The organism is Adlercreutzia faecimuris (assembly GCF_022669055.1).
GTDB lineage: Bacteria > Actinomycetota > Coriobacteriia > Coriobacteriales > Eggerthellaceae > Enterorhabdus > Enterorhabdus faecimuris.
In genome coordinates this window covers 258286-281643 of the sequence record NZ_JAJMLW010000001.1, presented here as the reverse complement: position 1 = coordinate 281643, position 23358 = coordinate 258286, and the positions used below count along the sequence as shown (strand labels likewise).

The following is a 23358-nucleotide window of genomic DNA, read 5'->3' as shown; positions in this document are numbered from 1 at the left end:
TACTAGGAAATCGAGGCAAGCAGTTCCTCGAAAAGACGGGTCAGCTCCGCCTCATCTTGGAACTCAATCTCAATCTTGTTCTTCCCGCCCTTGGTTCTCACGCGCACATTAGTCTTGAGGACATCACGCAGGGCCTTGGCGACGCGCTTGTAAGTGACCGGCATCGGCTGGCGAACCGGCGCTTCCTCACCCTTGGGACGACCGGACAGCAGGCGAGCCAGCTGCTCCGTCTCACGGACGTTGAGGCGTTCCTCCATCAGCTTGCTGGTGAGCTTCTCGCGGCCCTCGCTATTGGGGATGGAGAGGATAGCGCGAGCATGACCAGCGGTGATCTTCTCCTCGAAAAGCAGCTGCTGGGCATCCTGCGGCAGATCGAGCAGACGAAGAGCATTGGCGACAGTAGAGCGGCCCTTCGACATGGCCTGGGCCACATCCGACTGCGTCATGTTCTTGCGCTCCATCAGGCGGCGATAGCCGTAGGCCTCCTCGATGGGGTTGAGGTCGGAACGCTGCACGTTCTCAACTAGGGCCAGCTCGAGGGCACGATCGTCGTCGACATCCTTGATGCGCACAGGAATCTTCTCGACACCGAGCAGCTTGCAAGCCTGCCAACGACGCTCGCCAGCGATGATCTGGTAGTCGTTTTTCCCCATCGTGCGCACGAGGATGGGCTGCAGCAGGCCGTCCTTCTCGATTGACGCCGCAAGCTCCTCGATCTCCTCGCGCTTGAAGTGGGTGCGCGGCTGATCCGGGTTGGGGGTCACCCACTCGATCGGCACTTCATCCACGTTACGGGACACGATCCCCTTGATGGTGATGTGCTCGGAAGAAGCCTCCTCACGCTCAACAGGCGTCGGCTCCTCCTTCTCAGGGGAAAATGTTTCACGTGAAACATCTCGCGGCTCCAGAATGGGGTCGTACTGCGGAATCTCACCCGGTTCCACTACCACACGCTGACGAGCAGGACGCGCCGGGGCAGGTGCCGGGGTTCCCTCATCGTAAGAGTCTCCCAAGAGGGAGTTCAGTCCACGGCCCAGGCCGCCCTTCGTCGCTTTAGCCACGGCTTATCACTTCCTTCGCAAGCTCAATGTAGGCAATAGCACCCTTGCCCTTGGGTTCATACTCGGTAATAGGCTGTCCAAAGCTCGGAGCCTCGGAAAGCTTGACCGTGCGCGGGATCTCCGTCTTGAACACGGCACGGCCGAAGTAGTTCCGCACCTCCTCAGCCACCTGCAAGGACAGGTTGGTGCGGCCGTCGTACATGGTGAGAAGCACGCCATAGATATCCAGCGTGGGATTAAGGCGCGTTTTGACACGTTTCATCGAATCGAGAAGTTTTGTCACGCCCTCGAGTGCGTAGAACTCGCACTGGATGGGAATGAGCAGCTTATCAGCCGCGACCAGCGCGTTGACTGTCAGAAGGCCCAGGGAGGGTGGGCAGTCGATGAAGATGAAGTCATACTTGCCCCGCATGGTGCCCACCGCGTCCTTCAGGCGGTTCTCACGCGCCATCTCAGATACCAGCTCGACCTCGGCGCCGGCTAGGTTGATGGTAGCAGGAGCCACATCCAAGCCGGGGCACACGTCGGGGATAATGACTTCCTCAATGGGGACATCATTCAAGAGCACGTCGTAGATGCAGTTCTCGACGTTCGCCTTCTCAATGCCCAGACCACTGGATGAATTGCCCTGAGGATCAAGGTCGACGAGGAGCACCTGCTTCCCCATGGCCCCCAACGCCGCCGAGAGGTTGATGGCCGTGGTGGACTTCCCCACGCCACCCTTCTGATTGATGATCGCCGCCACCTTGGTCTGTCCGACCACATGGCGCACCGGAGCCTTGTCCTTATAGGATTTGATCGGCTTCTTGTCCGCCTGGTCAACCACCATGGGAGCCGGCTCTCTCACCAGCACCTCCGCATTTTCTACGTCAAAGTCGTCAGGAGACGAGGCAACGCTGGGAACAGGCGCCTCCTCCTCGGGCTTCTCCCGCTTCAGACCGTCTAACAAGCCCACGTCTAACCCCTTTCTCAAATCGCTCAGAGTATAGCAAAATGTTTCACGTGAAACATTTTGGTGTTCCTATCAGAAGAATGAAGGCGAGAAAATGGCCGCAGAATGTTTCACGTGAAACATTCTGGCACCTCAACGTGGAATTGATCAGTGATTATAGACGAGCTACGCGTGAAAATGTTTCACGTGAAACATTTTCACGACGAGTAGCAGACATCGAAGGGAAATCAGCTCTTTTCCAGCAGCCTCATGAAGTCAAACTGGAACTGTCGCGCATCCGGGCGTCTCTTCTGGGCCTCCTGATGGATGATCTCGCACACCCCCTCGAAGCTCTCATCGATGTCACGGTTGGTGAAGCGCAACTCCTTGATTCCCTCTGTCTCCAGGAAAGTAGTTCTGATTTGGTCATAGCGCAGCGCCCGCGGCTCGAAATGCTGGGATCCGTCAAGCTCAATGCTGAGGTGGAGCTTCTTACAGTAGAAGTCGAGGATATAGTTTCCCATCACCTTCTGCGTGACGAAGGAGAACTCATAAGTTTTAAGGAACTGATACCACAGCTTCCGTTCCTGACGTGTCATCTCACGCCGCATCCGCTGGGCGCGCTCTGCCAACACCTGTCTACGGTTCTTCGTCATTATGGTCTCCTCTCCATGGCAACAAGAAGATCATAATCGCGCCCAGCGACGCGAGAGCGCTCGCAGAGCGGTGCAGCTATGGTGCCCCCATTACAGCATTTCCAGGCCCCCTACGGGTCATGACGGGTAGAAAGCGTCGCCCCCGCCCCTCCTGAGCGTCACGAAAGACGCGTGGGGGCAGCATGAAAGCTGCTTTAAAGCCCTATTCGGAGTGTTTCACGTGAAACATCCCAGGAAACAGCGCTCTCGAGTGACTGTTTCACGTGAAACAATCAGGTGTGGAAAATGTTTCACGTGAAACATTTTTCAGTCGATCAGGGGCTTATGCTGCGCCATACCAACGCGACGAGGAAGCTTTACCGTAGGCTTACCGGTTTTCTCATAAAGGAAGATCTCACGGTGAGTTTCTCCGTCGCTGAGGATCAGAGATCTCTTAGATACGAGGGTCATCCCCACCTTCTTCGCCACCTTCTTGGCGGCTTCTTCCTCCTCAGGCGATGCCTCTCCCTTGTAGCACACGAAAAGGCCTCCCTTTTTCAAGAGAGGAGAGGCCAGTTCCAGCAGGGAGGGAAGCTGGGAAAGCGCCCGAGCGGTGAGAACAGAGAACTTACCGGGCATTTCTCGGGCTAAATCCTCTATCCTTCCACTGAAAGTGGATATTCGATCGCTCATTCCGAGCTTATCAACACATCTTTCGACAATTGCCGTCTTCTTCTTCACTGAATCGACGAGGATAGCCTTGCGGCCCGTCTCCACGGCGATGGGAAATCCAGGGAATCCTCCGCCGGTGCCGAGATCCCCGTAGAGCCCCTCGGGCGCCCGGTTCACCTCCGGCAGAGCAACGAGAGAGTCTTCAATATGGAGGATGCGGGCCTTTTCCTTAGAATCGATTCGCGTCAGATTGGTAGTCTTGTTCTCTTCCAGGATGAGATCAAGGTAGCGATCGATCAGCTCAGCGTTTTCCACGGATTCCTCCTTCGAAATGTTTCACGTGAAACATTTCATACGCTCTAAGGGAGGCAGAATGTTTCACGTGAAACATTCTAACGGCTCTTCGGAAAGAAAATGTTTCACGTGAAACATTTTGAAGCACATACGAGCGAGATCGACAAACGGAATGTTTCACGTGAAACATTTCTAGCGCATGAGAAGAGGGGAAGGTACAAGGGAGGGATACCAACAGGCCTGAATGTTTCACGTGAAACATTCCGCAGAAAAAAAAAAAGCAGGGCCAGGAATTCACTTTCTGGCCCTGCTTTGCTTTGCTTTGATGGCGGTTTTGCCTAGAGGGGAATCACCACGACGTGGCGGGCGCTGCCCTCGCCTTCGGATGCGGTCTCGACGCGATCGTCATCGCGCAGGGCGATGTGGACGATACGGCGCTCGTAGGGGGTCATCGGACGCAGCTTGATGCTGCGGTGCTGGCTGGCGGCGCGGTTCGCACTCGTGCGGGCGATAGACTCCAGCTTCTGACGCTGGCGGCTCTTGTAGCCCTCGACGTCAATGACCACCGGGTAGCGGAAGCCGATGGTGCGCACCGTGATGGCGGACACCAGGAACTGCAGGGCATCGAGTGTCTTGCCGTGGCGGCCGATCAGCACGGCCAGGTCATCGCCGGTGATGTCGAGGATCAGCTCGCCTTCATCACCCTCGTACTCGTCGATGGTGACCTCGCCGACGTTGAAGTACTTCAGGATGTCCTGCAGCGCGGCGATGGCAGTGTCGGCGATGTTGTCGAGCATCTCATCGGTGATCTCCTGCTCGCCGTCGGCGGCAGCGGCCGATGCGGCAGCCTCAGAGGGCGCGTCGGACGCAGTGTCGGCCTCAACGGCCTCGGTTTCCTCGACGGGAGTCACTTCCAGTTCCTCTTCCATGGTCTCTCCTTTAGATTGAATCGGAGCTTCCGGATCCAGAATGTTTCACGTGAAACATTCTGGATAAAACAAAAGGAGTGTTTCACGTGAAACACTCCTCCGTTCTACAAGGTTGGGCGCTAGCGCTTCTTGGTCGGGCGGGGCTTCTTCACCTTGCGGGTGACGTTGACCTCAACCGGCTTGACCTCGATGACCTCGGCCTCGGCGGCACGGGCATCGGCACGGCGGCAGATCGCCAGGCTGCCCTGCTGCTGGGCGATGCCGATCAGCGAGGAGGTACCCCAGAAGAGGAGCACGCCGGCGGGAGACGTCCAGGAGATCCACAGCATGAAGATGCTCATGACGCCGGCCATCATCAGGGTCTGGTTCTTCTGCTGGGTGTTCTCGCTCTTCATCTGCATGAGAACCATGGGGAGGAAGGTGGCGCCGGCGAAGATGATCATCAGCACCAAATAAGGAACAAACGTTCCAAAACCCCCGGCAAAAGCATCAGCAGGGGTCATCGTGAGGTTAGGTACGATGTTATAGAAGGTGAAGTCGCCCGCCACTTCGGGGCGGGAGCCCATCTCGCGCAGCGTCTGGAACAGCGCGATGAAGATGGGCATCTGGAGAAGCATGGGCACGCAGCCGGCCAGCGGGTTGAACTTGGCCTCGGCGTAGAGCTTCTGCATCTCCTGGGACTGGCGAACCTGATCGTCGGCGTACTTCTGCTGGATCGCCGCGATCTTCGGCTGGATCTTCTGCATCTGGTAGTTCGACTTCGCCTGCTTGTGCATGAGCGGAGCCAGGATGACGCGGAAGATGATGGTGACGATGATGATGGCCAGGCCCCAGTCACCGCAGAAGTTGTAGAAGAACTCGATAGCGTTGAATATCCAGTCCTTAAATACTTCCCACATGAACATTCCCTTCTACATCGCGGGGAGGGGAGACGCCTGCGGCCCCTAGGGAACGGGGTCGTAGCCGTGCGGCCCACCCGGATGGCACTTCATCAGCCTCTTCACCGTGAGGACGAGCCCCTTGCGGAACCCGTAGCGGCGGAAGGCGGTGAGTCCGTATTCCGAGCACGTGGGAACGAAGCGACAGCAGGAGGGGAATAGCGGCGATATGGCCGCCCGATAGAACAGGATGAACCCGATGGCCATCAGGGAGGGAACCCGAACGAGGGCCCCGCGCACCTTATCCACGCCCTTCCTCCGCCTCACCGAGACACGACCCGGCGACCGCCTTGTCACACGCCTTTAGCACTTTACTATAAGACGCGTCGGTAAGGGATGACTTCGCGAGAAATATCACATCGTAGCCGGGCCAGGGGCCGCCGAGCGCGCGGCAGACCTCCCTCATGCGCCGTTTGGCCGCGTTGCGCCACACGGCGTTACCCAGCTTCTTCCCCGCAATAAAAGCGACACGACCCGGGCGGTCGTGTCGCGATGCCTCCTTCGGCCCCTCACCGATGATGAGTGTGAGGTAGGGGGTCTTTTGGCGCCTCCCCGTGGAGAAGAGGTGGGATATGTCAGCGCTGGATTTTATGGTATCCAACGGACAGCCTCCGGTTAGACGCAGAGACGCTTGCGGCCCTTCGCACGACGGGCAGAGAGGACGGCACGGCCGGCCTTGGTGGACATGCGGGCGCGGAAGCCGTGGCACTTGGCGCGCTTGCGGGTGTTGGGCTGGTAGGTGCGTTTCATCGTATTTTCCCTTTCATATTCAAAGAGTAACTTCCAAATTATATACCCGGGAAGTGGGGTGTCAACGGGCAATTTATGGCTCGACGGTGAAAACGAAGAGGGATTCCACTGAGGGGATGGCACCTTCCTCAATGCCTAAGATAAGAAGAGAAAGGAATAATGGTAATAATAAGCTCGGTTGAATGGTGGAAAAGAAGGAAAGGGCCTGATGGGTTCTGAAAAGATGTGATGGCAGACGGTTGAAGGAGAGTAGGCGTCTTCCACAGGGTTTTATCGCCGGTTTTATCATTGCACACAGGCAGTGGAAAAAAACGGCGGTTTTGAGCGGGTTGTCCGCCGGGAATCGACGCCCGTCGGCCGCTAGATCTCGCGGATGATCTGCTTGAGGTTCTCGACCTCCTCCTGCACGTCGCGGTTCTGCTGCATCATCTTCTCGATCTGGGCCACCGAGTGCATGACCGTGCTGTGGTCGCGGTCGAACTTCTTCCCGATAGCGGCGAAGGGCATGTCGAGGAACTGCCGGCACAGGTACATGGCGATCTGGCGCGGGTAGGCGATGCTCCGTGCGCGGCTCTTACTCACCATCTCAGAGTGCTTGACCTTGTAGAATGCCTCTACCTCCTTCTGGATGTCCTCGATGGAGAGGTTGCGCGATGCGCCGCCCGAGAAGTGGTTCTCGAGCAGGGTGCGCACGTCGTTGACGGTGAGGTCGGTCTGCTGGAAGACGGTCATCTGGTAGATGACCTTGGTCACGGCTCCCTTGAGCTCGCGGATGTTGGAGCTGGAGCTCTCGGCGATGAACATCTGGATGTCCTGCGGCACCTCGAAGTGGTCGAGGCCCTCGTTGCGCTTGTACTCGTCGATGAACGACTTTACGATCCCCAGCTTCGTCTCGATCTCGGGCGGCTGGATGTCGACGGTACCGCCCTGGCTGAATCGGGAGTGGTAGCGCTCGTCGATGTCGATGTTCTTCGGCGCGCGGTCGGCCGACAGGATGATCTGCTTGCGTTGGCCGATGAGGCTGTTGAATATCTGGAAGACGATGTCGAGGGTCTGCTTCTTGCCCTGGAGGTACTGGATATCGTCGATGAGGAGAACGTCGGCCTCCTCATAGCGCGTCTTGAAGTTCTTGTAGCTCGACTTCTCTTTGTCGTGCGCCGCGCCGGCCTCCATGTAGTCGGCGAGCAGGTCGGACGAGTCGACGTAGACGGTGCGCAGCTGAGGCTGCGTCTCGCGGATGTAGTTCTGGATCGCGAACATGAGATGGGTTTTCCCCAGCCCGCTCTTGCCGTAGATGAACAGGGGGTTGAGCGGCGTGGAGCCTGGCTGCTCGGCGACGTTGACGGCCATGGAGTAGGCCATGCGGTTGGAGTCGCCGATGACGAAGTTCTCGAAGGTGAGCGCGCTCGACGGGCCTTCGGGGATCGGGGCGTGCGCGGCGGTGACGCCGGGGGTGGGGAAGTCGAGCGGCGGGAACGACCGCGGCTCCTCGGCAACGGGAGCAGCCGGCATCGGCGAGTCCGTGGGCTGGTAGGCGTCGGGCTGGGCGGCGACAGGTGCGGCGGCCGGGACGGCCGGCTGGATCGGCTGGGAGACCACCGGCGCCGGGAACGGGCTCGCGGCGGAGGGCTGGGGAGCCGCCACGGCACCGGCCGCGGCGGCGGCCGAGGGGTCGACCTCGATGGCCACCATGAACGGCACGCCCTGGTGCAGCTGGGAAAGCGCACGGCGGATGAGCTCGATGTAGTGGCGCTCCACCCAGGTCTTGATGAACTCGTTGTCGGTCGTGAGCATGAGGAAGCCCTCGCTCATGGCCTGGGGCTGCAGGCGGTAGAAGAAGGCCTTGAACTGGGAGGGCTCCACGCCCTCATAGCCGCAGACGAGGTTGCAGACCTCGTTCCAGTTCTCGTTGAGCTTTCCGCTGTCCATAGGCTTTCCTCTTCCCGCATGGGCGCCGAACCCGCGGCGCTCCCCGGCGCCCCGGCTGCTTGGGGCCCGGGGCCTATTGTATATAAGTGGGGCGCGCCGGCAAAGCGCGCCGAGGCTAGATGGTCTGGGCCACGGCCACGCCGAGGTCGGTCAGGCGGCGCTTCTTGTTCTGGCCGCTCATGACGAGTGCGGCCTGCTCGAGCTTTTTGAGCGCGTTGTGCACGCTTGACGGGGCCGCCTCGAGGATGTGGCTGATCTCGGTGACGCCGAGCTCGCCATCCTGGTAGAGGAGGCGCAGGACGTCCTGCTCCCGTTCGGACAGGTGGGGGGCGAGTGACTGGACGCGCGCCGGCGCGGCCGCGGCGGGCGTTCCCCAGGGCTGGGCCTGCGCGGGGACGCTGGCAACGGGGTAGGAGCTCGGTGCCCCATAGGCCGCCGCGGGCATCCCGGCCGCCCCGGCGGGGATGGCGTTGCCGTAGGCGTCGAACGCCATGGCCTGCGGATAGGCCTGCTGGCGGGGGTCGGCGCCGTAGCCGGCCATCGTCGGCTGCGCCCCGTAGGCGCTGTTCGGCTGCATCGCGCTCGTCGCCCCGCCGACGGGGTAGCCGGTGGTGCCCGGTGCGACCTGGGGCTGGTAGCCCGCGGCCATCGCGCCTGCCGGCGGCGCCGAGGGGTGCGGCGTCACGCTGATGGTGACCACCGACCCGCGCCCGAGGTTGTCCTCGATGGTGATGTTGCCGTGGGACACGTCCAGGTAGTCGCGCACGATAGGCAGCCCCGACCCCACGCCGCGGATGTACTTCTTCATGGGCTCGACGGCCGAGGAGAACCCGGGCTTCTGCGCCTGATCCTTGTAGGGGATGCCGGGACCCTGGTCGGCGAAGCGGATGGTGTTGCCCGCGTCGAGCACCGAGACGATGATCTCGCGGAACCGCGCGTGGATGAAGTTCTCCGACACCTCGCGGATGACCGTGTAGGGGATCGACCCGCCGGCCTGGCGCGCCTGCTCGTAGACGGTCGAGGCCAGGCTCTCGATGTACTGGGTGGTCTCGGCCGGCTTGACCTCGATGACCCGCGGCGCGCTGAGCAGATCGTCGTAGAGGGCGATGCGCGCGGTGGTGGGGACGAAGGTGAAGTCGAAGGCGTAGGGATCCTCGCCTGCGGGAGGCTCGGCGAGGGTATGTGGTTCAGCGTTATTCAAGGTCATTCCAGTTTTTCTTCGATTATTCAGCGTTTTCAGGAAATTCCAAGGGCATTTTACCGTTATTCACCGACCTAAATCTAGCCCACCTGCGCTTTCGTCGGTTGAAAAGCAGGATATTCGACGATTCATGAATTATGAACGGTTGTGACCTGCTGTTTTCGAAGTTATCAACAATTTATTCATAGAAAGTGGAAAACGCTGAAAACCGTGAATCGGAAAAGAGGGAAAACGGGAAGCCGATGTGAAAAACTAGGGAAGAATTTCCTTGACTTTTACCCTTAGTAGGGTTTCTGCAGGTTGAGGACGCGCCCTCGGGATATAAACGCCCTTTTGTTCGCCATCGTCGTGGAAAAAGGGGATGGAAACGATCATCAATAGGATAATTTATTACATAATGCCTGTTCAAACGGTATTTTCTTAAGATCGACCTCATAAGGGAAGATGACATGGCGAAAACTGTTAGTCATGGCCAGTTCTAAGATTTGCACCATGGTTTTCAGAGAAACGCCCGTTTAGATGCCTTTTCGGCGAAGTTTTCAACATTTTCCACAAACCGGTGGGAGAAAAAAGTGGAAAAGCACCTGACATCCCGCCGAACGGTAGGGAAGGAGCCTTGCCCCGCCGCGTCAGGAGGGGCCCGCCTCGCCTATAATGGCCCTGGTTCAGAAGAATAATCACCGGCTTTCCACCCCTTCCCGCGCCCTGGCCGAGGGAGGGGGCGGTCATCCGGCGCGCGAGGGAAGAGGGACGCCTTGAAATTCAGCATCAACCGCACGGAGCTACAGAACGCCATCTCCATCGTCTTGAAGGGCGTGTCCACCCGATCCACCCTGCCCGTGCTGTCGGGCATCCTGCTGGAGGCCCACGGCGACAAGCTCACCCTGCAGGCCACCGACCTGGAGCTGTCCATCCAGTACTCGGTCGCCGCGCTCGTCGAGGAGGAGGGCAAGGCGGTGGTGCCGGGCAAGCTGTTCTCCGATATCGTGAAGAACCTGCCCGACGCGGCCGTGCATGTGGACGCCGGCGAGGATCAGGCGTTCATCACCTGTGACACGTCGTCGTTCTCGATCAAGGCGCTCAACTCCGAGGACTTCCCCGGGTTCCCCGCCGTGGACGTGACCCAGCGCATAGAGATCCCCTTCGCCCAGTTCGCCGCCATGGTGCGCCGCGTGGCGCGCGTGGTGTCGAAGGACGAGAGCCGCGCCATCCTCACCGGCGTGCTCATCACGCTGGAGGAGGGGCTGCTGCGGATGGTGGCCACCGACTCGTACCGCCTGGCCATCACCGAGGCCGTGCTCGGGGACGCGTCGGCCGACCCGTTCCAGGCGGTCATCGCGGGCTCGTTCCTCCAGGAGATCGCCTCGCTGCCCAAGACCGAGTCGCCGGTCACGCTCGCCCTGGCCGAGAACCAGATCGTCGTGACCTGCGAGGATACCGTCTTCATCAATCGCCGCATCGAGGGCAACTTCCCCAACTACAAGCAGCTGCTCCCCGATGCCTACACGACCCGCGCGACCCTGGAGGTCGACCGCCTGATCGCCGGCGTGAAGCGCGCCTCCATCCTGGGGTCGACCGCGTCCCCGGTGCGCTTCGACCTGAACATGGCGTCGCAGACCGCCCAGATATCGGCGGCGTCGCAGGACGTGGGATCCGCCCAGGAGACGCTGCCCTGCGAGATAGAGGGAGAGGACGTGGAGATCGCGTTCAACTACGCCTACGTGCTGGACGGCCTGCAGTCGGTGACCACCGAGCGGGTGTTCCTGGAGGTGCAGTCGTCGCTCAAGCCCGGCATCTTCCGCGCCGAGGCGCCTGAGAACTTCCTGTACCTGGTCATGCCCGTGCGCCTCTCCTAGCGCGCCACGGCGAGACGGCGGGGAGCCCGCGTGACGCTGAGCATCCAGAGCATCGAGCTGCGGGACTTCCGCAGCTACGGCCGGCTGTGCCTTGAGGGCATCGGCCCGCTCACCGTGCTCGTGGGGCCCAACGCGGTGGGGAAGACCAACATCGTCGAGGGCATCCAGCTCCTGACGGCGCTCACGTCGTTTCGCCATCCGACCATCGAGCAGATGGTGCGCCGCGGCGCCGAGCGCGCCTTCCTCGGCGCACACGTGAGCGACGGCAACCGCGAGCTCGACGTCGAGCTGCGGATGGAGGGCCACGCCAAGCGCTACGCGCTCAACGGGAAGGCGAAGCGCACGGCCGACCTGAAGGGGCTCGTGCCGTCGGTGACGTTCACGCCGGACGACCTCGACCTGGTGAAGGGCTCGCACGGCACGCGCCGCAAGGCCCTCGACGCGCTGGGGTCGCAGCTCAACGCGAACTACTACCTCATCCTCAAGGACTACGAGAAGGTACTCCAGTACAAGAACCGCCTGCTCAAGGAGGAGGCGTCGGACGTGATGATCGACAGCATCGACGAGATGCTGGTGACGGTGGGCGCCCAGCTCGCCTGCTACCGGGCGTCGCTGTTCGAGCGGCTGGTCCCGCAGGTCGCGCGCCGCTACGGCGAGATCGCCGGCCGGGGCGAGGCCCTGGCGTGCGCCTACCGCCCGTGCTGGGAGGCCGGGGCGCCCGCCGCGTCCGAGTCTGCCGCCGACGCCGCCCCGGCGCTCGCGCCCCTCACCCGCGACGCCGCCCGCGAGGCGCTCGAGGCCGCACTCGCTGGGCGCCGCGCCGAGGAGCGGGCCCGCCGCCGCGCGGTCGTCGGCCCCCAGGGCGACGCCATCGCCTTCGCCATCGACGGCATGGACGCCACGCTCTACGGCAGCCAGGGGCAGCAGCGCTCGGTGGTGCTCGCCTGGAAGCTGGCCGAGGCGGCGGTCATCGAGGAGATGCTCGACCAGAAGCCGGTGCTTTTGCTCGACGACGTCATGAGCGAGCTGGACGAGGCACGCCGCGCGGCGCTCGTATCCTACATATCCGACGATGTCCAGACCTTCATCACCACGGCGAACCTCGCCTACTTCGACCAGGCCATGCTCTCCGCGGCCCGCGTCATCCAGCTTCCCCTTGCCGAATAAGCGCCGATTTAAGCACTTGTTTTTATTATGAATCAGTATCTGACTCGAAAAAAGGCAAGAGCACGCCTTAGAACGGCTTAAAACAAGCCCTATGAGCGGTTGAAGCAACTTTTCCTAACATCTCTATGGTAGAATTGATCAGATTCCGCCTTAGATAATAGCTAGAGGGGACGCATCCCCGAGGTTCCAAGGCGCCTGAAAGCCCTCAATCTGGAAAAGGAGCGTGTCAGTGGCGAGCAAACCAGATCACTATGACGGTTCAGACATCCAGGTCCTCGAAGGACTCGAGGCCGTCCGCAAGCGTCCGGGCATGTACATCGGATCGACCGGCCCCCGCGGCCTGCACCACCTGGTGTACGAGGTGGTCGACAACTCCGTCGACGAGGCCCTCGCGGGCTACTGCGACACCATCGAGGTGTGGATCCACCCGGACAACTCCATCACCGTCGCGGACAACGGCCGCGGCATCCCCGTGGACAAGCACCCCAAGGAGAAGATCCCGACCGTCGAAGTGGTCCTGACCATCCTGCACGCCGGCGGCAAGTTCGGCGGCGAGGGATATAAGGTGTCCGGCGGCCTGCACGGCGTGGGCGTGTCGGTGGTGAACGCGCTGTCCACCCGCGTCGAGGTGTGCGTCAAGCGCGACGGCAAGGAATACGCCATCGACTTCGACCACGGCAAGACGGCCACCAAGCTCCATGAGATCGGCAAGGCGAAGGGCACCGGCACCAAGACCACGTTCTGGCCCGACCCCGACATCTTCACCGAGACCACTGTCTACGACTACGATACGCTCGCCAGCCGCTTCCGCGAGATGGCCTTCCTCAACCGCGGCCTGAAGATCATCTTCCACGATGAGCGCGTCACCGACGCCGACGGCAACCCGCGCACCGAGGTGTTCCACGCCACGGGCGGCATCGTCGACTTCGTCAAGTTCCTCAACGAGGGCAAGGAGACACTCAACAAGCCCATCTACTTCGAGGCCGAGAACGAGGACGGCACGGTGGAGGTGGCCCTCCAGTGGTCCACGTCCTACTCCACCACATCGGTGATGGCCTTCGCCAACAACATCAACACCCACGAGGGCGGCACGCACCTCGACGGCTTCAAGCAGGCCATCACCCGCACCATCAACGACTACGCCCGCGCGAAGGGCCTGCTCAAGGAGAAGGACTCCAACCTCTCCGGCGAGGACGCGCGCGAGGGCCTGGCCGCCATCATCTCGGTGAAGCTGCACGACCCGCAGTTCGAGGGCCAGACCAAGACAAAGCTCGGCAACACCGAGATCCGTCCGCTCGTGCAGAACGCGGTCACCCGGGGGCTTGCCGAGTACCTGGAGGAGAACCCGACGCCGGCCAAGCGCATCGTCGGCAAGGCGACCCAGGCGCTCAAGGCCCGCGAGGCCGCCCGCAAGGCGCGCGAGATGACGCGCCGCAAGAACGTGCTCGACTCCTTCGCGCTGCCGGGCAAGCTGGCGGACTGCTCGTCGAAGGAGGCCTCGCTCTCCGAGATCTTCATCGTAGAGGGCGATTCCGCAGGCGGCTCGGCCAAGCAGGCCCGCGACCGCAAGTTCCAGGCCATCCTGCCCCTGCGCGGCAAGATCCTCAACGTCGAGCGCGCCGGCCTGCACCGCTCGCTGTCGTCCGAGACGATCAGCTCTCTCATCACGGCCATCGGCACCAACATCGGCGAGGACTTCGACGCCGACAAGGCGCGCTACCACCGCATCATCATCATGACCGATGCCGACGTCGACGGCGCGCACATCCGCTGCCTGCTGCTCACCTTCTTCTACCGCTACATGCCCGAGCTCATCAACCGCGGCTACATCTACATCGCCCAGCCGCCCATCTTCGGCATCAAGAAGAAGAACTCGCGCAACCCCAAGATCGAGCGCTACATCTACGACGAGAAGGCGCTGTCGGCCACGCTCGCCGAGTACGACGACCCGAGCAAGTACGACGTGCAGCGCTACAAGGGCCTCGGCGAGATGGATCCCGAGCAGCTGTGGGAGACGACGATGGAGCCGGCCACCCGCACGCTTCTCCAGGTGAACATCGACGACGCCGTGGAGGCCGAGCGCGTGGTGAGCGAGCTCATGGGCGACCAGGTGGAGCCCCGCAAGGAATTCATTCAGAAGCACGCGCGCGACGTGCGCTTCCTGGACATCTAAGGAGGCCCCGTGTCTGACGAGATGAACGAGAACGACGGCTTCCTCGACGGCGACGACAGCCTGGATCGGCTGATCGAGCGCGCCGAGGAGGACTACGACGCCGAGGACGACGAGGAGCTGGAGGGCGACGAGGACGCCGAGCTGGCCAGCGCGTCTTCCACCCTCGACGAGGAGCACGCGATATCCGAGGAGGAGCGCGCCCGTTCCATGATCGTGGACATGCCCAACCCGCACGGCTCCATCATCGAGGGCGCCAACGGCGGCGAGGGCACCACGGTGCGCGCGGCCTACCTGGGCAAGGAGATGCAGACCTCGTTCCTGGAGTACTCCATGAGCGTCATCGTCTCGCGCGCCCTGCCGGACGTGCGCGACGGCCTGAAGCCGGTGCACCGCCGCATCCTGTACGCCATGAACGAGTCGGGCTACACGCCTAACAAGCCCCACATGAAGTCGGCCCGTACGGTCGGCGACGTGATCGGCAAGTACCACCCGCACGGTGACTCGGCGGTGTACGACACCATGGTGCGCCTGGCCCAGCCGTTCAGCCTGCGCCTGCCCCTGATCGACGGCCACGGCAACTTCGGCTCCATCGACGGCGACTCCGCCGCCGCCATGCGCTACACCGAGGCACGCCTGGACAAGGCCGCCATGGAGCTCCTGCGCGACCTGGACAAGGAGACCGTCGACTTCCAGCCGAACTACGACGAGTCGCTGCAGGAGCCCAAGGTCCTGCCGGCCCGCTTCCCCAACCTGCTGGTCAACGGCTCCAACGGCATCGCCGTCGGCATGGCCACCAACATCCCGCCGCACAACCTGGGCGAGACGGTCGAGGCCACCTGCCTCATGCTCGACAACCCCGACATCACCACCGAGGAGCTGATGGAGGCGCTGCCCGGCCCGGACTTCCCCACCGGCGGCATCATCATGGGCAAGAAGGGCATCATCGACGCCTACGAGACGGGCCACGGCAACATCACCGTGCGCGCCAAGTGCGAGATCGAGGAGAAGAAGAACGGCCGCGCGTCCATCGTGGTGAAGGAGATTCCCTACCAGGTGAACCGCAAGCGCCTGCTGGAGAAGCTCGGCGAGCTGGTGCGCGACAAGAAGCTGCCCGAGATCAGCAACATCCACGACGCCGCCGACCGCCACGGCATCGACATCATCATCGACCTGAAGCAGAACGCCATCCCGCAGGTGGTGCTGAACAAGCTGTTCAAGCACACGCAGCTCCAGGTGGGCTTCGGCATCAACCTGCTGGCGCTAGTCGACAACAGCCCGCGGGTGCTCTCGCTCAAGGAGATCCTGTTCTACTACATCGAGCACCAGAAGGACGTCATCATCCGCCGCACGCGCTACGAGCTGGCGCGCGCCGAGGAGAAGGCCCACATCCTCGAGGGCTACATCATCGCGCTCGACAACATCGATGAGGTCATCTCCATCATCCGCTCGTCGCAGACCGACAAGGAGGCCGCCAAGCGGCTGTCCGAGCGCTTCGGCCTGTCGAAGAAGCAGACCGACGCCATCCTCGAGATGCGCCTGCGCCGCCTGACCGGCCTGGAGCGCACCAAGATCGAGGAGGAGCTGGCCGAGCTGCGCGAGAAGATCGCCTACTACAAGCGCGTACTGTCCGATGACTCGCTGGTACGCGAGATCATCAAGGAGGAGCTGCGCGACGTGAAGAAGCGCTTCGGCAACGTGCGCCGCACCCGCATCACCGGCGAGGCCAAGGACATCGAGGTGGAGGACCTCATCGCCGACGAGAACATGGTGGTCACCATGACCAAGGCCGGCTACATCAAGCGCCTGCCCGTCACCACCTACCGCCAGCAGAAGCGCGGCGGCAAGGGCATGCAGGGGGTGAACCTCAAGGACTCCGACTTCGTGGAGCACCTGTTCGTGGCGTCCACCCATTCCTACATGCTGTTCTTCTCCACGGCTGGCAAGGTGTACCGCCTGAAGGTGTACGACATCCCCGAGGCGTCGCGCCACGCCCGCGGCACGGCCATCGTGAACCTGCTGCCGCTGGACAAGGGCGAGACCATCTCGGCCGTCATCGCCACCAAGGAGTTCCCGAAGGACGAGTTCCTCATGTTCGCCACGGCCCAGGGCATGGTGAAGAAGACGTCGATGGACCTGTACGACCGCACGCGCCGCGACGGGCTCATCGCCATCAACCTGAAGGACGATGACGAGCTGATCGCCGTGCGCCGCGTGGCCAAGGACGAGCGCGTCATCATGGTGTCGAGCGCCGGCAAGGCCATCATGTGGGCCGAGGACGAGGTGCGTGCCATGGGCCGCGACACCATGGGCGTGCGCGGCATGAACGTGCCGGCCGACGCCCACGTGCTGGGCATGGAGATCGCCCGTCCCGGCACCGACCTGTTCGTCATCACCGAGAAGGGCTTCGGCAAGCGCACTCCCATCGCGGAGTACCCGGAGCACCACCGCGGCGGCCAGGGCGTCTACACCATCACGATGACTCAGAAGAAGGGCCTGCTGTCGGTGATGAAGATCGTGGGGCCGGACGACGAGATCATGATCATCTCCGAGGAGGGCGTCGTGGTGCGCACCCCGGTGAAGGGCATCTCCGAGCTGGGCCGCTCGACCCAGGGCGTCATGGTCATGCGCGTGGCCGACAAGGACCGCGTGACGGCCGTGGCCATATCGAGCACCGGCAAGAAGCGCAAGGCGAAGCCGGGCGTCGAGGTGGACGAGGACCAGATGGCGCTGCTGGAGGCCGAGTCCGAGACGGGCGTCCTGGGCGAGGACGACCTGGACGACCTGGACGAGTAGCGCTGAGCGGTAGCGCGTGGGAAAGACGCAGGCAGGGCCCCGAGGCGTGTGCTTCGGGGCCCTGCCTTTTGGTGGGCGCGCTAGCTTTCGAGGGGGGCGTCGTCGCCGGTGGCGAAGTCGTCGGGGGCGAGGGTGTCGAGGAAGGTGCGGAACTCCTGCATGACGGCCTCGTCGTCGGGACGCTTGCGGAAGACGTAGGGGAACGACGCGCGCTCGAGCACGGCCTCGTCGACGTAGAACGGCACCTCCTGGCGGATGGCGAGGGCCAGCGCGTCGGTGGGCCTCGCGTCGAGCTCGATGAGGCGGCCGGCCTGGCGCAGGTAGAGCTTCGCGAAGAAGGTGGCGCCCTTCACGCCGCTGATGAGCACGTGGTCGACGCGGGCGTCGAGGTTGGTCACCGCATCGAGGAACAGGTCGTGGGTGGTCGGCCGCGGCAGCTTCAGATGCTCGATGGCGATGCCGAGCTGCGTGGCCTCCTGGGTGCCTATCCAGATGGGGATGATGCGCGACTTCCCCTCAGGCGAGTCCTCGACGGGCTCGAGCACCAGGATGGAGGGCTGCGTGGGCCCGGTGACGATGAGGGTGAGGACGCGAAGGGGAACCATGGCTGCTCCTGTCGGTGGGACGGACGGAAATGCCTCAGGCAAACTTTATCGCAATTACCAGGAAAAATCCCTTGACCGTCTGTCATCAGTTGGTATAAAGTAGTCAAGCACTTTTTCAAGGGCCCGTAGCTCAGTTGGTTAGAGCGCACGCCTGATAAGCGTGAGGTCGCTGGTTCAAATCCATTCGGGCCCACCATTTTTTGCGATAAACGCTCCACCGTGAGCCGAGTTAGCCGGTGGAGCGTTTATTATTTTCTCGGCGAGTTCCGCCTGCTTCCGCCCCGTTCTGCAGCAGATGTTTCACGTGAAACACTCTTATGCGGACAGGTGGCGAAGAAGGTAGGGCCCGGCGGGAAGGGCCGCGCGGCGCGGGTGCCGCGGCGGCAGACGAGGGGCATTAGCTCAGCTGGGAGAGCGCGGGCTTTGCAAGCCTGAGGTCAGGGGTTCGATCCCCCTATGCTCCACCAAATATTAGCGAGAAGGTCAGTGTTTGCTGGCCTTCTTTTTTTGCTGCGGGCACGGGGGGGTGCGGTGGTGCCCCCCGCACCCCCCCCCGCACCCCCCCGCACCCCCCCGCACCCCCCCGCACCCCTCCGTTCATTCCCCGCCTCTTCTCGCAGCGCGAATGTTTCACGTGAAACATTCGCGCTGCCGCGTCTGCGGCGTGGGGATGCAGATGTCCGAATCCGGCTATCCTATGGCCGGCGCCGCGCTATAGTTGGTAGCGAGCGGAAGCGCCTAGGGAACGAGAGGAGACGAGGCGGATGGATGACCGAGCGGCTGTCGAGCTGCTGCCGGAGATCGATGGGGGAAGCCTCAACGCCGATGAGGCCCGCCGCCGCGCCCTCTACGCGGCCTTCGCCGCAGGTGATGCGCGGTTCGACGGCCAGGTGTTCGTCGGCGTGTCGTCGACGGGGGTCTACTGCCGCAGCGTCTGCTCGGCGCGCATGCCCAAGTTCGAGAACTGCACCTTCTACCGAACGCCCGCCGAGGCCGAGGAGGCAGGGTTCCGTCCCTGCATGATCTGCCGTCCGGAGGTGGCCCCGTGCCATGCGCCCGTGGACGCCCAGGCGAGCCTGGCCCGTCGGGCGGCGGACCTGCTCCGCGTGGAATGCGCCGCAGGGGACGGCCTGCCTCGCCTTGCCGCGCGCCTCGGCTATACCGACCGACATCTGCGTCGCGCCTTCGAGCGGGAGTTTCACGTCACACCCGCCCAGTACGTGCGCACCTGCCGGCTTCTCCTGGCGAAGTCCCTGCTGACCGACTCGCGCCTTCCGGTGGCGCAGGTGGCCCGCGCTGCGGGGTTCGGCAGCGTGCGCCGATTCAACCAGGTGTTCCGCGAGCAGTACCGCATGACTCCGACCGACCTGCGCAAGCGCCGCCGCGCGCCCGCGTCCGAGGGGGAGGGAATCACGGTTCGGCTGGGGTATCGGGCGCCGTATCGGTTCGACCTGCTGCTGCGGTTCTTCGCGATGCGCCAGCTGGAGGGCGTCGAGCTGGTCGACGGGTCGTCTTACGCCCGCACGGCGCGCATCCCGCTGCCCGACGGCGGCGAGGCCCGCGGGTGGGTACGCGTCTCTGATGATCCGCAGAGGCACTCCCTCGTCGTTACCATGAGCGATACGCTCATTGAATGCGTCCCCCAGGTATGCGCGCGCATTCGGCGGCAGTTCGATCTCGACAGCGACCCGCAGGCGATCTACGAGGGGATACGCTCGCTCGACGAGGTGGTGCCCGGCGCCGCGGTGGCGGGCACGCGCGTCCCCGGATGCTTCGATTCCTTCGAAACGGCCTGTCGCGCGGTGCTCGGCCAGCAGGTGACGGTGGTCGCCGCCAACCGCTTCGCGGGGCGCATCGCCGCGACCTACGGCGCGCCGATCGACAACGGGGTGGAGGGGCTCTCGCTCGCCTTCCCCTCCCCAGCCGAGGTGCTGGCCCTCGATGATGTGGAGGAGGCGTTCGGCGTGCTCGGGGTCATCCGCTCGCGGTCGCGCACCATCGTCGAGCTCGCGCGGCTGATCGAGGCTGGCGAAGTGACGTTGGGCGCCGGGGCCGTGGTGGAAGACGAGATGCGGCGGCTGCTGGCGGTGCGCGGCATCGGCCCGTGGTCGGCGAACTACCTGGCCATGCGCACGCTCTGCCATCCCGACGCCTTCATGGAGACCGACGCGGGTGTGGCCCATGCGCTGCCCGACCTGAGCCCGCGCGAGCGCGCGGCGCTGGCCGAGCGGTGGCGCCCCTGGCGCAGCTACGTCAACGTATGCCTGTGGAACTCGCTTAGCGGCGACTGACGAGAGGAAGCTCATGTACTACTCGACCGAATACGAATCGCCGGTGGGCACGCTCACGCTGGCAAGCGATGGGAAGGCCGTCTGCGGGCTGTGGCTCGACGGGCAGAAGTACCATGGCGCCACCATCCCCGCCGCCATGGAGCGCGACGATGACGCGCCCGGATTCGGCGAGCTGCGCCGATGGCTCGACGCCTACTTCGCCGGCGAGCGTCCGGCCATCGCCGATGTTCCGCTCGCGCCCATCGGCAGCGAGTTCCAGCGCCTGGTGTGGCGGCTGCTCACGGAGATCCCCTACGGCGAGGTGACGACCTACGGCGCGCTCGCCGATCAGGTAGCGCGCGAGCGCGGCGGCCGGCGCACCGCGCCCCTGGCCGTGGGCGGCGCGGTGGGGCACAACCCCATCAGCATCATCATCCCCTGCCATCGCGTGGTAGGGTCGGATGGCAGCTTGACCGGCTACGCGGGCGGCCTGGCGCGCAAGACGTGGCTGCTCGAGCACGAGGGCGTGGACATGGCCGGTCTGTACGTGCCGAAGAAGGGCACCGCGCTGTAGGGCGGGCGTGCCCTGCGAGCCGCGCTAGGAGACGAGCGCCTTGATCGCCCAGATGACGAGCAGATGGGCCGGGTAGTAGGCGTAGAAGAACCACTTGAGCGAGCGCCCGCGTCGACCGTCGTAGGCGAGGATGAGCACGGTGGCGATGGTGAAGCCGACAGCCGCATAGAGGGCATCGCCCCACGTGGTGGCCAGGGGGCCGGCCTGGAGGATGGTGTTCGCGAGGCCCGGCGCCATCGAGCCGGCGATGAGGGGGTCGGGCGGATAGCCGGAGAAGCTGGTGATGACGCCCGGCGGGGCAGACGCCAGGTCGGCGATGGCTGGCAGCCCGAGCAGCGCGAAGGCGAGCAGGATGCCACCCAAGATGCCGCGGCGACCGGGAACCGTGCGGAACAGGAAGACCATCACCACGCCGACGCTTCCCCAGTCGAAGGGGAGCGTCACGACCACCGCCGCCAGCATCACCGCGACGAAGGCCGGCCGCGTGCCCAGGCGGTCGCGCGCCCACAGCACGCCGAGCGAGAGCAGCAGCGTGAACAGCACGTTGGGCACCGCGCCCCACAGAAGCGAGTAGGGGACTTGCGCCACCAGGGCGAACGCCGCGAGGCGCAGCGCGTAGCGCCGGAGGTTCGAGGTGTGGACGTAGCCCTCGGTCAGCAGGAACGCCATGACGGGGAACGTGACGCCGCCGAGGGAGTAGAGCGCCAGGACGGCCGACAGTGGCAGCATCCCCGCGAAGGCGTTCGCCACGTGGTTGCAGGTCATGGCGACGATGGCCGCCACCTTCAGCCAGAACGACGATATGCCCGCCCGCGTGTTTTCCATGGGCCCATGGTAAGGGAGTGACGCTAAACTGAGCGGCAGATTCTGCATTTTGCAACGGGGCAGCCGCCGTCGCCGGCGACGGTGACGGCGGCGTGGCGGTGTGGCGACGTGACGACAGGGGGAGCGTTGGACGACGGGCGCACGAGGCGAAGGCGACTGGCGGTGGTGGCGGGGCTCGTGCTGGCTGCCGCCCTGCTCGCGTGCGTCATCCTGGCCCTCGGGATGTTTCACGTGAAACATCCCGAGGGGGCAGCGGCCGCGGCGCTTCCCGACGGCTCGTCGCCCGCGGGATCGGCCTTGGGGCTCCCCGATGGCGCGTCCGCCGCGGGATCAGCCTCGGCGATTCCCGCCAATGCAGAGGCCGGCGCCCTGGCCGGGCGCGTGGGCGAGCTGGTGATCACGTGCGCGTTGGCGGCCGTGGTGGAGGAGCTGCTGTTCCGCGGACTGCTGCTGGGCTGGATCGCTCGCCTGGGCCGGCGGCGCGGATGGCGCGCGCCGGTGCTGGCGGCCGCCGTGCTCAGCTCGGCGGCGTTCGCGCTGCTCCACGGGCTGCCGGCGCCGGGCATGCCGTGGCCGGCGGACGGCCTGGCGTGGGCGTCCATCGCCCTCAAGGTGAGCCAGGCGCTGCTCTTCGCCATCGCGATGGCGGGCCTGCGGCTGGAGTCCGGCGGCCTGGGGGCGCCCATCGCCGTCCACGGTGCCTTCGACCTGCTGTACTTCGGGCCCAGCGTGCTGGCGACGGGTGCCTTCCCCCTTACCTATATATGCGCGTCTCCCGCGGAGTGGGCCGCGCTTGGCGCGAGCGTCGTGGTTCTGCTGTGTCCGGCGGCGCTGGCATGGCGGGCGATGGCCCGCGGCGTGCTACCATACGACGACGATCAGGACTGAAGGACGCGGAGGGGAGGAGCCGTGAACCGCAACGAGGCGCTGCGCACGCTGGGGCTCGACGCCGATGCGACGGCCGAGGACATCCGCGTCGCCTACAAGGAGACGGCGCAGATCCTGCACCCCGACCGCTTCGCCGGCAACCGGAAGCTCCAGGATCGTGCGACCGAGCAGTTCAAGAACCTCCAGGAGGCCTACGACCTCCTCCGCCGCGAGGAGGGGCGCGCCGCCGCGCGCGGACGGGCCCGCGGCGCGACGGGCGCGTCGGGCGGCGCAGCGACGGGCGGGCGCGGGGCGTCCCGCGCAGGCAGCGCGGGCGGATCCGACGCGGCGGGGCCAGCGGCCGCGGCCGCATGGGCGTCGGCAGGCGCTGCGCGGGCGCACGTCGAGGTGGACGAGGACGGCAACGAGGTCGAGTACGTCACCGACGCGGAGATCCGCGCGCGGCTGGCCGGCATCGCCGCGGCGCGCGTGCAGATGGTCGCTCAACGCGACGCGCTTATCGACGAGCGCCGCAACGGCGCCGTCATGGCCGCCATCGGCGCGGTGCTCGCGCTGCTCACCGCGCGCCGCCCCATCGGCATCCTGGGCGTCATCGCTGCGGCGGCTTCGGCGGCCACGGTGTGGGGCGTCGTCCAGGTGGTGTCGTCGCAGCGCAACCTCACGTCGATCAACGCCCACCTGGCCGAGCTCGCCGAGCAGCGCCGGGAATACGAGCGCCTCCTCGACGAGTAGCCGCCGCGCGCCCTCCTCGCCGGGAATGTTTCACGTGAAACATTCCGCTGTCTCCCGCGCGCCCCGCACAGCGCGCTCATCGTCCCCGCGCGCCGCACGCACCCCCCCCGCGGGCTCTCGCGGGCGTTTTCGCCT

General features: G+C 64.2%; 21 protein-coding genes and 2 tRNA genes. 10 read left to right on the top strand and 13 right to left on the bottom strand.

The features are described from left to right. Window positions 1–2: 2 nt before the first annotated feature. The 11 genes from LPT13_RS00890 to LPT13_RS00840 form a co-directional block, all read right to left on the bottom strand. Window positions 3–1061 (bottom strand): ParB/RepB/Spo0J family partition protein, encoded by a 1059-nt coding sequence (locus tag LPT13_RS00890; protein ID WP_242162582.1) that lies wholly within the window; start codon window positions 1059–1061, stop codon window positions 3–5. Further along, window positions 1054–2016: a ParA family protein gene (locus LPT13_RS00885; protein WP_430622548.1), complete on the bottom strand. Its 963-nt coding sequence runs from the start codon at window positions 2014–2016 to the stop codon at window positions 1054–1056. The genes LPT13_RS00890 and LPT13_RS00885 overlap by 8 nt, the downstream gene beginning before the upstream one ends. A 224-nt stretch (window positions 2017–2240) precedes the next feature. Then, a complete protein-coding gene (locus LPT13_RS00880; RefSeq protein ID WP_242162580.1) occupies window positions 2241–2648 on the bottom strand; it encodes an endonuclease domain-containing protein in 408 nt (135 codons plus the stop codon). Between the two features lie 306 nt (window positions 2649–2954). Then, on the bottom strand, window positions 2955–3614 hold the full coding sequence (rsmG, locus tag LPT13_RS00875) for a 16S rRNA (guanine(527)-N(7))-methyltransferase RsmG (protein WP_242162578.1): 660 nt from the start codon (window positions 3612–3614) through the stop codon (window positions 2955–2957). Window positions 3615–3931: 317 nt separating this feature from the next. Then, a complete protein-coding gene (locus tag LPT13_RS00870) occupies window positions 3932–4402 on the bottom strand; it encodes a Jag family protein (protein ID WP_242164237.1) in 471 nt (156 codons plus the stop codon). A gap of 239 nt (window positions 4403–4641) precedes the next feature. Further along, on the bottom strand, window positions 4642–5421 hold the full coding sequence (locus tag LPT13_RS00865) for a YidC/Oxa1 family membrane protein insertase (RefSeq protein WP_242162576.1): 780 nt from the start codon (window positions 5419–5421) through the stop codon (window positions 4642–4644). Window positions 5422–5466: 45 nt separating this feature from the next. Continuing rightward, window positions 5467–5667 (bottom strand): membrane protein insertion efficiency factor YidD, encoded by a 201-nt coding sequence (gene yidD / locus LPT13_RS00860; RefSeq protein WP_242164235.1) that lies wholly within the window; start codon window positions 5665–5667, stop codon window positions 5467–5469. Window positions 5668–5701: 34 nt separating this feature from the next. After that, window positions 5702–6061: a ribonuclease P protein component gene (rnpA, locus tag LPT13_RS00855; RefSeq protein ID WP_242162574.1), complete on the bottom strand. Its 360-nt coding sequence runs from the start codon at window positions 6059–6061 to the stop codon at window positions 5702–5704. Window positions 6062–6075: 14 nt separating this feature from the next. Then, window positions 6076–6210: a 50S ribosomal protein L34 gene (gene rpmH, locus LPT13_RS00850; protein WP_160707660.1), complete on the bottom strand. Its 135-nt coding sequence runs from the start codon at window positions 6208–6210 to the stop codon at window positions 6076–6078. A gap of 360 nt (window positions 6211–6570) precedes the next feature. Continuing rightward, complete coding sequence (gene dnaA / locus LPT13_RS00845) at window positions 6571–8139, bottom strand: chromosomal replication initiator protein DnaA (protein ID WP_242162572.1); 1569 nt, start codon at window positions 8137–8139, stop codon at window positions 6571–6573. A 115-nt stretch (window positions 8140–8254) separates the two neighbouring features. Further along, complete coding sequence (locus LPT13_RS00840) at window positions 8255–9346, bottom strand: ATP-binding protein (protein WP_242162569.1); 1092 nt, start codon at window positions 9344–9346, stop codon at window positions 8255–8257. 749 nt (window positions 9347–10095) lie between these two features. Here LPT13_RS00840 and dnaN point away from each other — a divergent pair. The 4 genes from dnaN to gyrA all read left to right on the top strand — a co-directional run bounded on the left by dnaN (window position 10096) and on the right by gyrA (window position 17329). Beyond that, the gene (dnaN, locus tag LPT13_RS00835) at window positions 10096–11196 is read left to right on the top strand and encodes a DNA polymerase III subunit beta (RefSeq protein WP_242162567.1); all 1101 of its coding nucleotides are present in this window, start codon (window positions 10096–10098) and stop codon (window positions 11194–11196) included. A gap of 30 nt (window positions 11197–11226) precedes the next feature. Beyond that, window positions 11227–12363, top strand: coding sequence for a DNA replication/repair protein RecF (recF, locus tag LPT13_RS00830; RefSeq protein WP_242162565.1), 1137 nt, complete (start codon window positions 11227–11229; stop codon window positions 12361–12363). 229 nt (window positions 12364–12592) lie between these two features. Next, entirely contained in the window at window positions 12593–14536 is a 1944-nt protein-coding gene (gyrB, locus tag LPT13_RS00825) for a DNA topoisomerase (ATP-hydrolyzing) subunit B (RefSeq protein WP_242162563.1), read from the top strand. 21 nt (window positions 14537–14557) lie between these two features. Further along, window positions 14558–17329 (top strand): DNA gyrase subunit A, encoded by a 2772-nt coding sequence (gene gyrA, locus LPT13_RS00820; RefSeq protein ID WP_277926847.1) that lies wholly within the window; start codon window positions 14558–14560, stop codon window positions 17327–17329. 80 nt (window positions 17330–17409) lie between these two features. Here the strand turns inward: gyrA and LPT13_RS00815 are convergent, their stop codons facing one another. Then, entirely contained in the window at window positions 17410–17934 is a 525-nt protein-coding gene (locus LPT13_RS00815) for a bifunctional nuclease family protein (RefSeq protein WP_242162561.1), read from the bottom strand. A gap of 119 nt (window positions 17935–18053) precedes the next feature. Between LPT13_RS00815 and LPT13_RS00810 the strand changes: the two genes are divergently transcribed. The 4 genes from LPT13_RS00810 (at window position 18054) to LPT13_RS00795 (ending at window position 20778) form a co-directional block, all read left to right on the top strand. Beyond that, window positions 18054–18130 (top strand) — tRNA-Ile (locus LPT13_RS00810). Window positions 18131–18325: 195 nt separating this feature from the next. Beyond that, window positions 18326–18401: transfer RNA gene (locus LPT13_RS00805), tRNA-Ala, on the top strand. A gap of 297 nt (window positions 18402–18698) precedes the next feature. After that, window positions 18699–20225: an AlkA N-terminal domain-containing protein gene (locus LPT13_RS00800; protein WP_242162559.1), complete on the top strand. Its 1527-nt coding sequence runs from the start codon at window positions 18699–18701 to the stop codon at window positions 20223–20225. A 13-nt stretch (window positions 20226–20238) separates the two neighbouring features. Continuing rightward, window positions 20239–20778, top strand: coding sequence for a methylated-DNA--[protein]-cysteine S-methyltransferase (locus tag LPT13_RS00795; RefSeq protein ID WP_242162557.1), 540 nt, complete (start codon window positions 20239–20241; stop codon window positions 20776–20778). A 24-nt stretch (window positions 20779–20802) separates the two neighbouring features. Here LPT13_RS00795 and LPT13_RS00790 read toward each other — a convergent pair whose 3' ends face one another. After that, the gene (locus LPT13_RS00790) at window positions 20803–21603 is read right to left on the bottom strand and encodes a TraX family protein (protein ID WP_242162555.1); all 801 of its coding nucleotides are present in this window, start codon (window positions 21601–21603) and stop codon (window positions 20803–20805) included. Window positions 21604–21711: 108 nt separating this feature from the next. Here LPT13_RS00790 and LPT13_RS00785 point away from each other — a divergent pair, with 108 nt between their 5' ends. Both LPT13_RS00785 and LPT13_RS00780 read left to right on the top strand, forming a co-directional pair. Beyond that, window positions 21712–22491, top strand: a complete 780-nt coding sequence (locus LPT13_RS00785) for a CPBP family intramembrane glutamic endopeptidase (protein ID WP_242162553.1) — start codon at window positions 21712–21714, stop codon at window positions 22489–22491. A gap of 21 nt (window positions 22492–22512) precedes the next feature. After that, entirely contained in the window at window positions 22513–23223 is a 711-nt protein-coding gene (locus tag LPT13_RS00780) for a J domain-containing protein (RefSeq protein ID WP_242162551.1), read from the top strand. The last annotated feature ends 135 nt before the right edge of the window (window positions 23224–23358 follow it).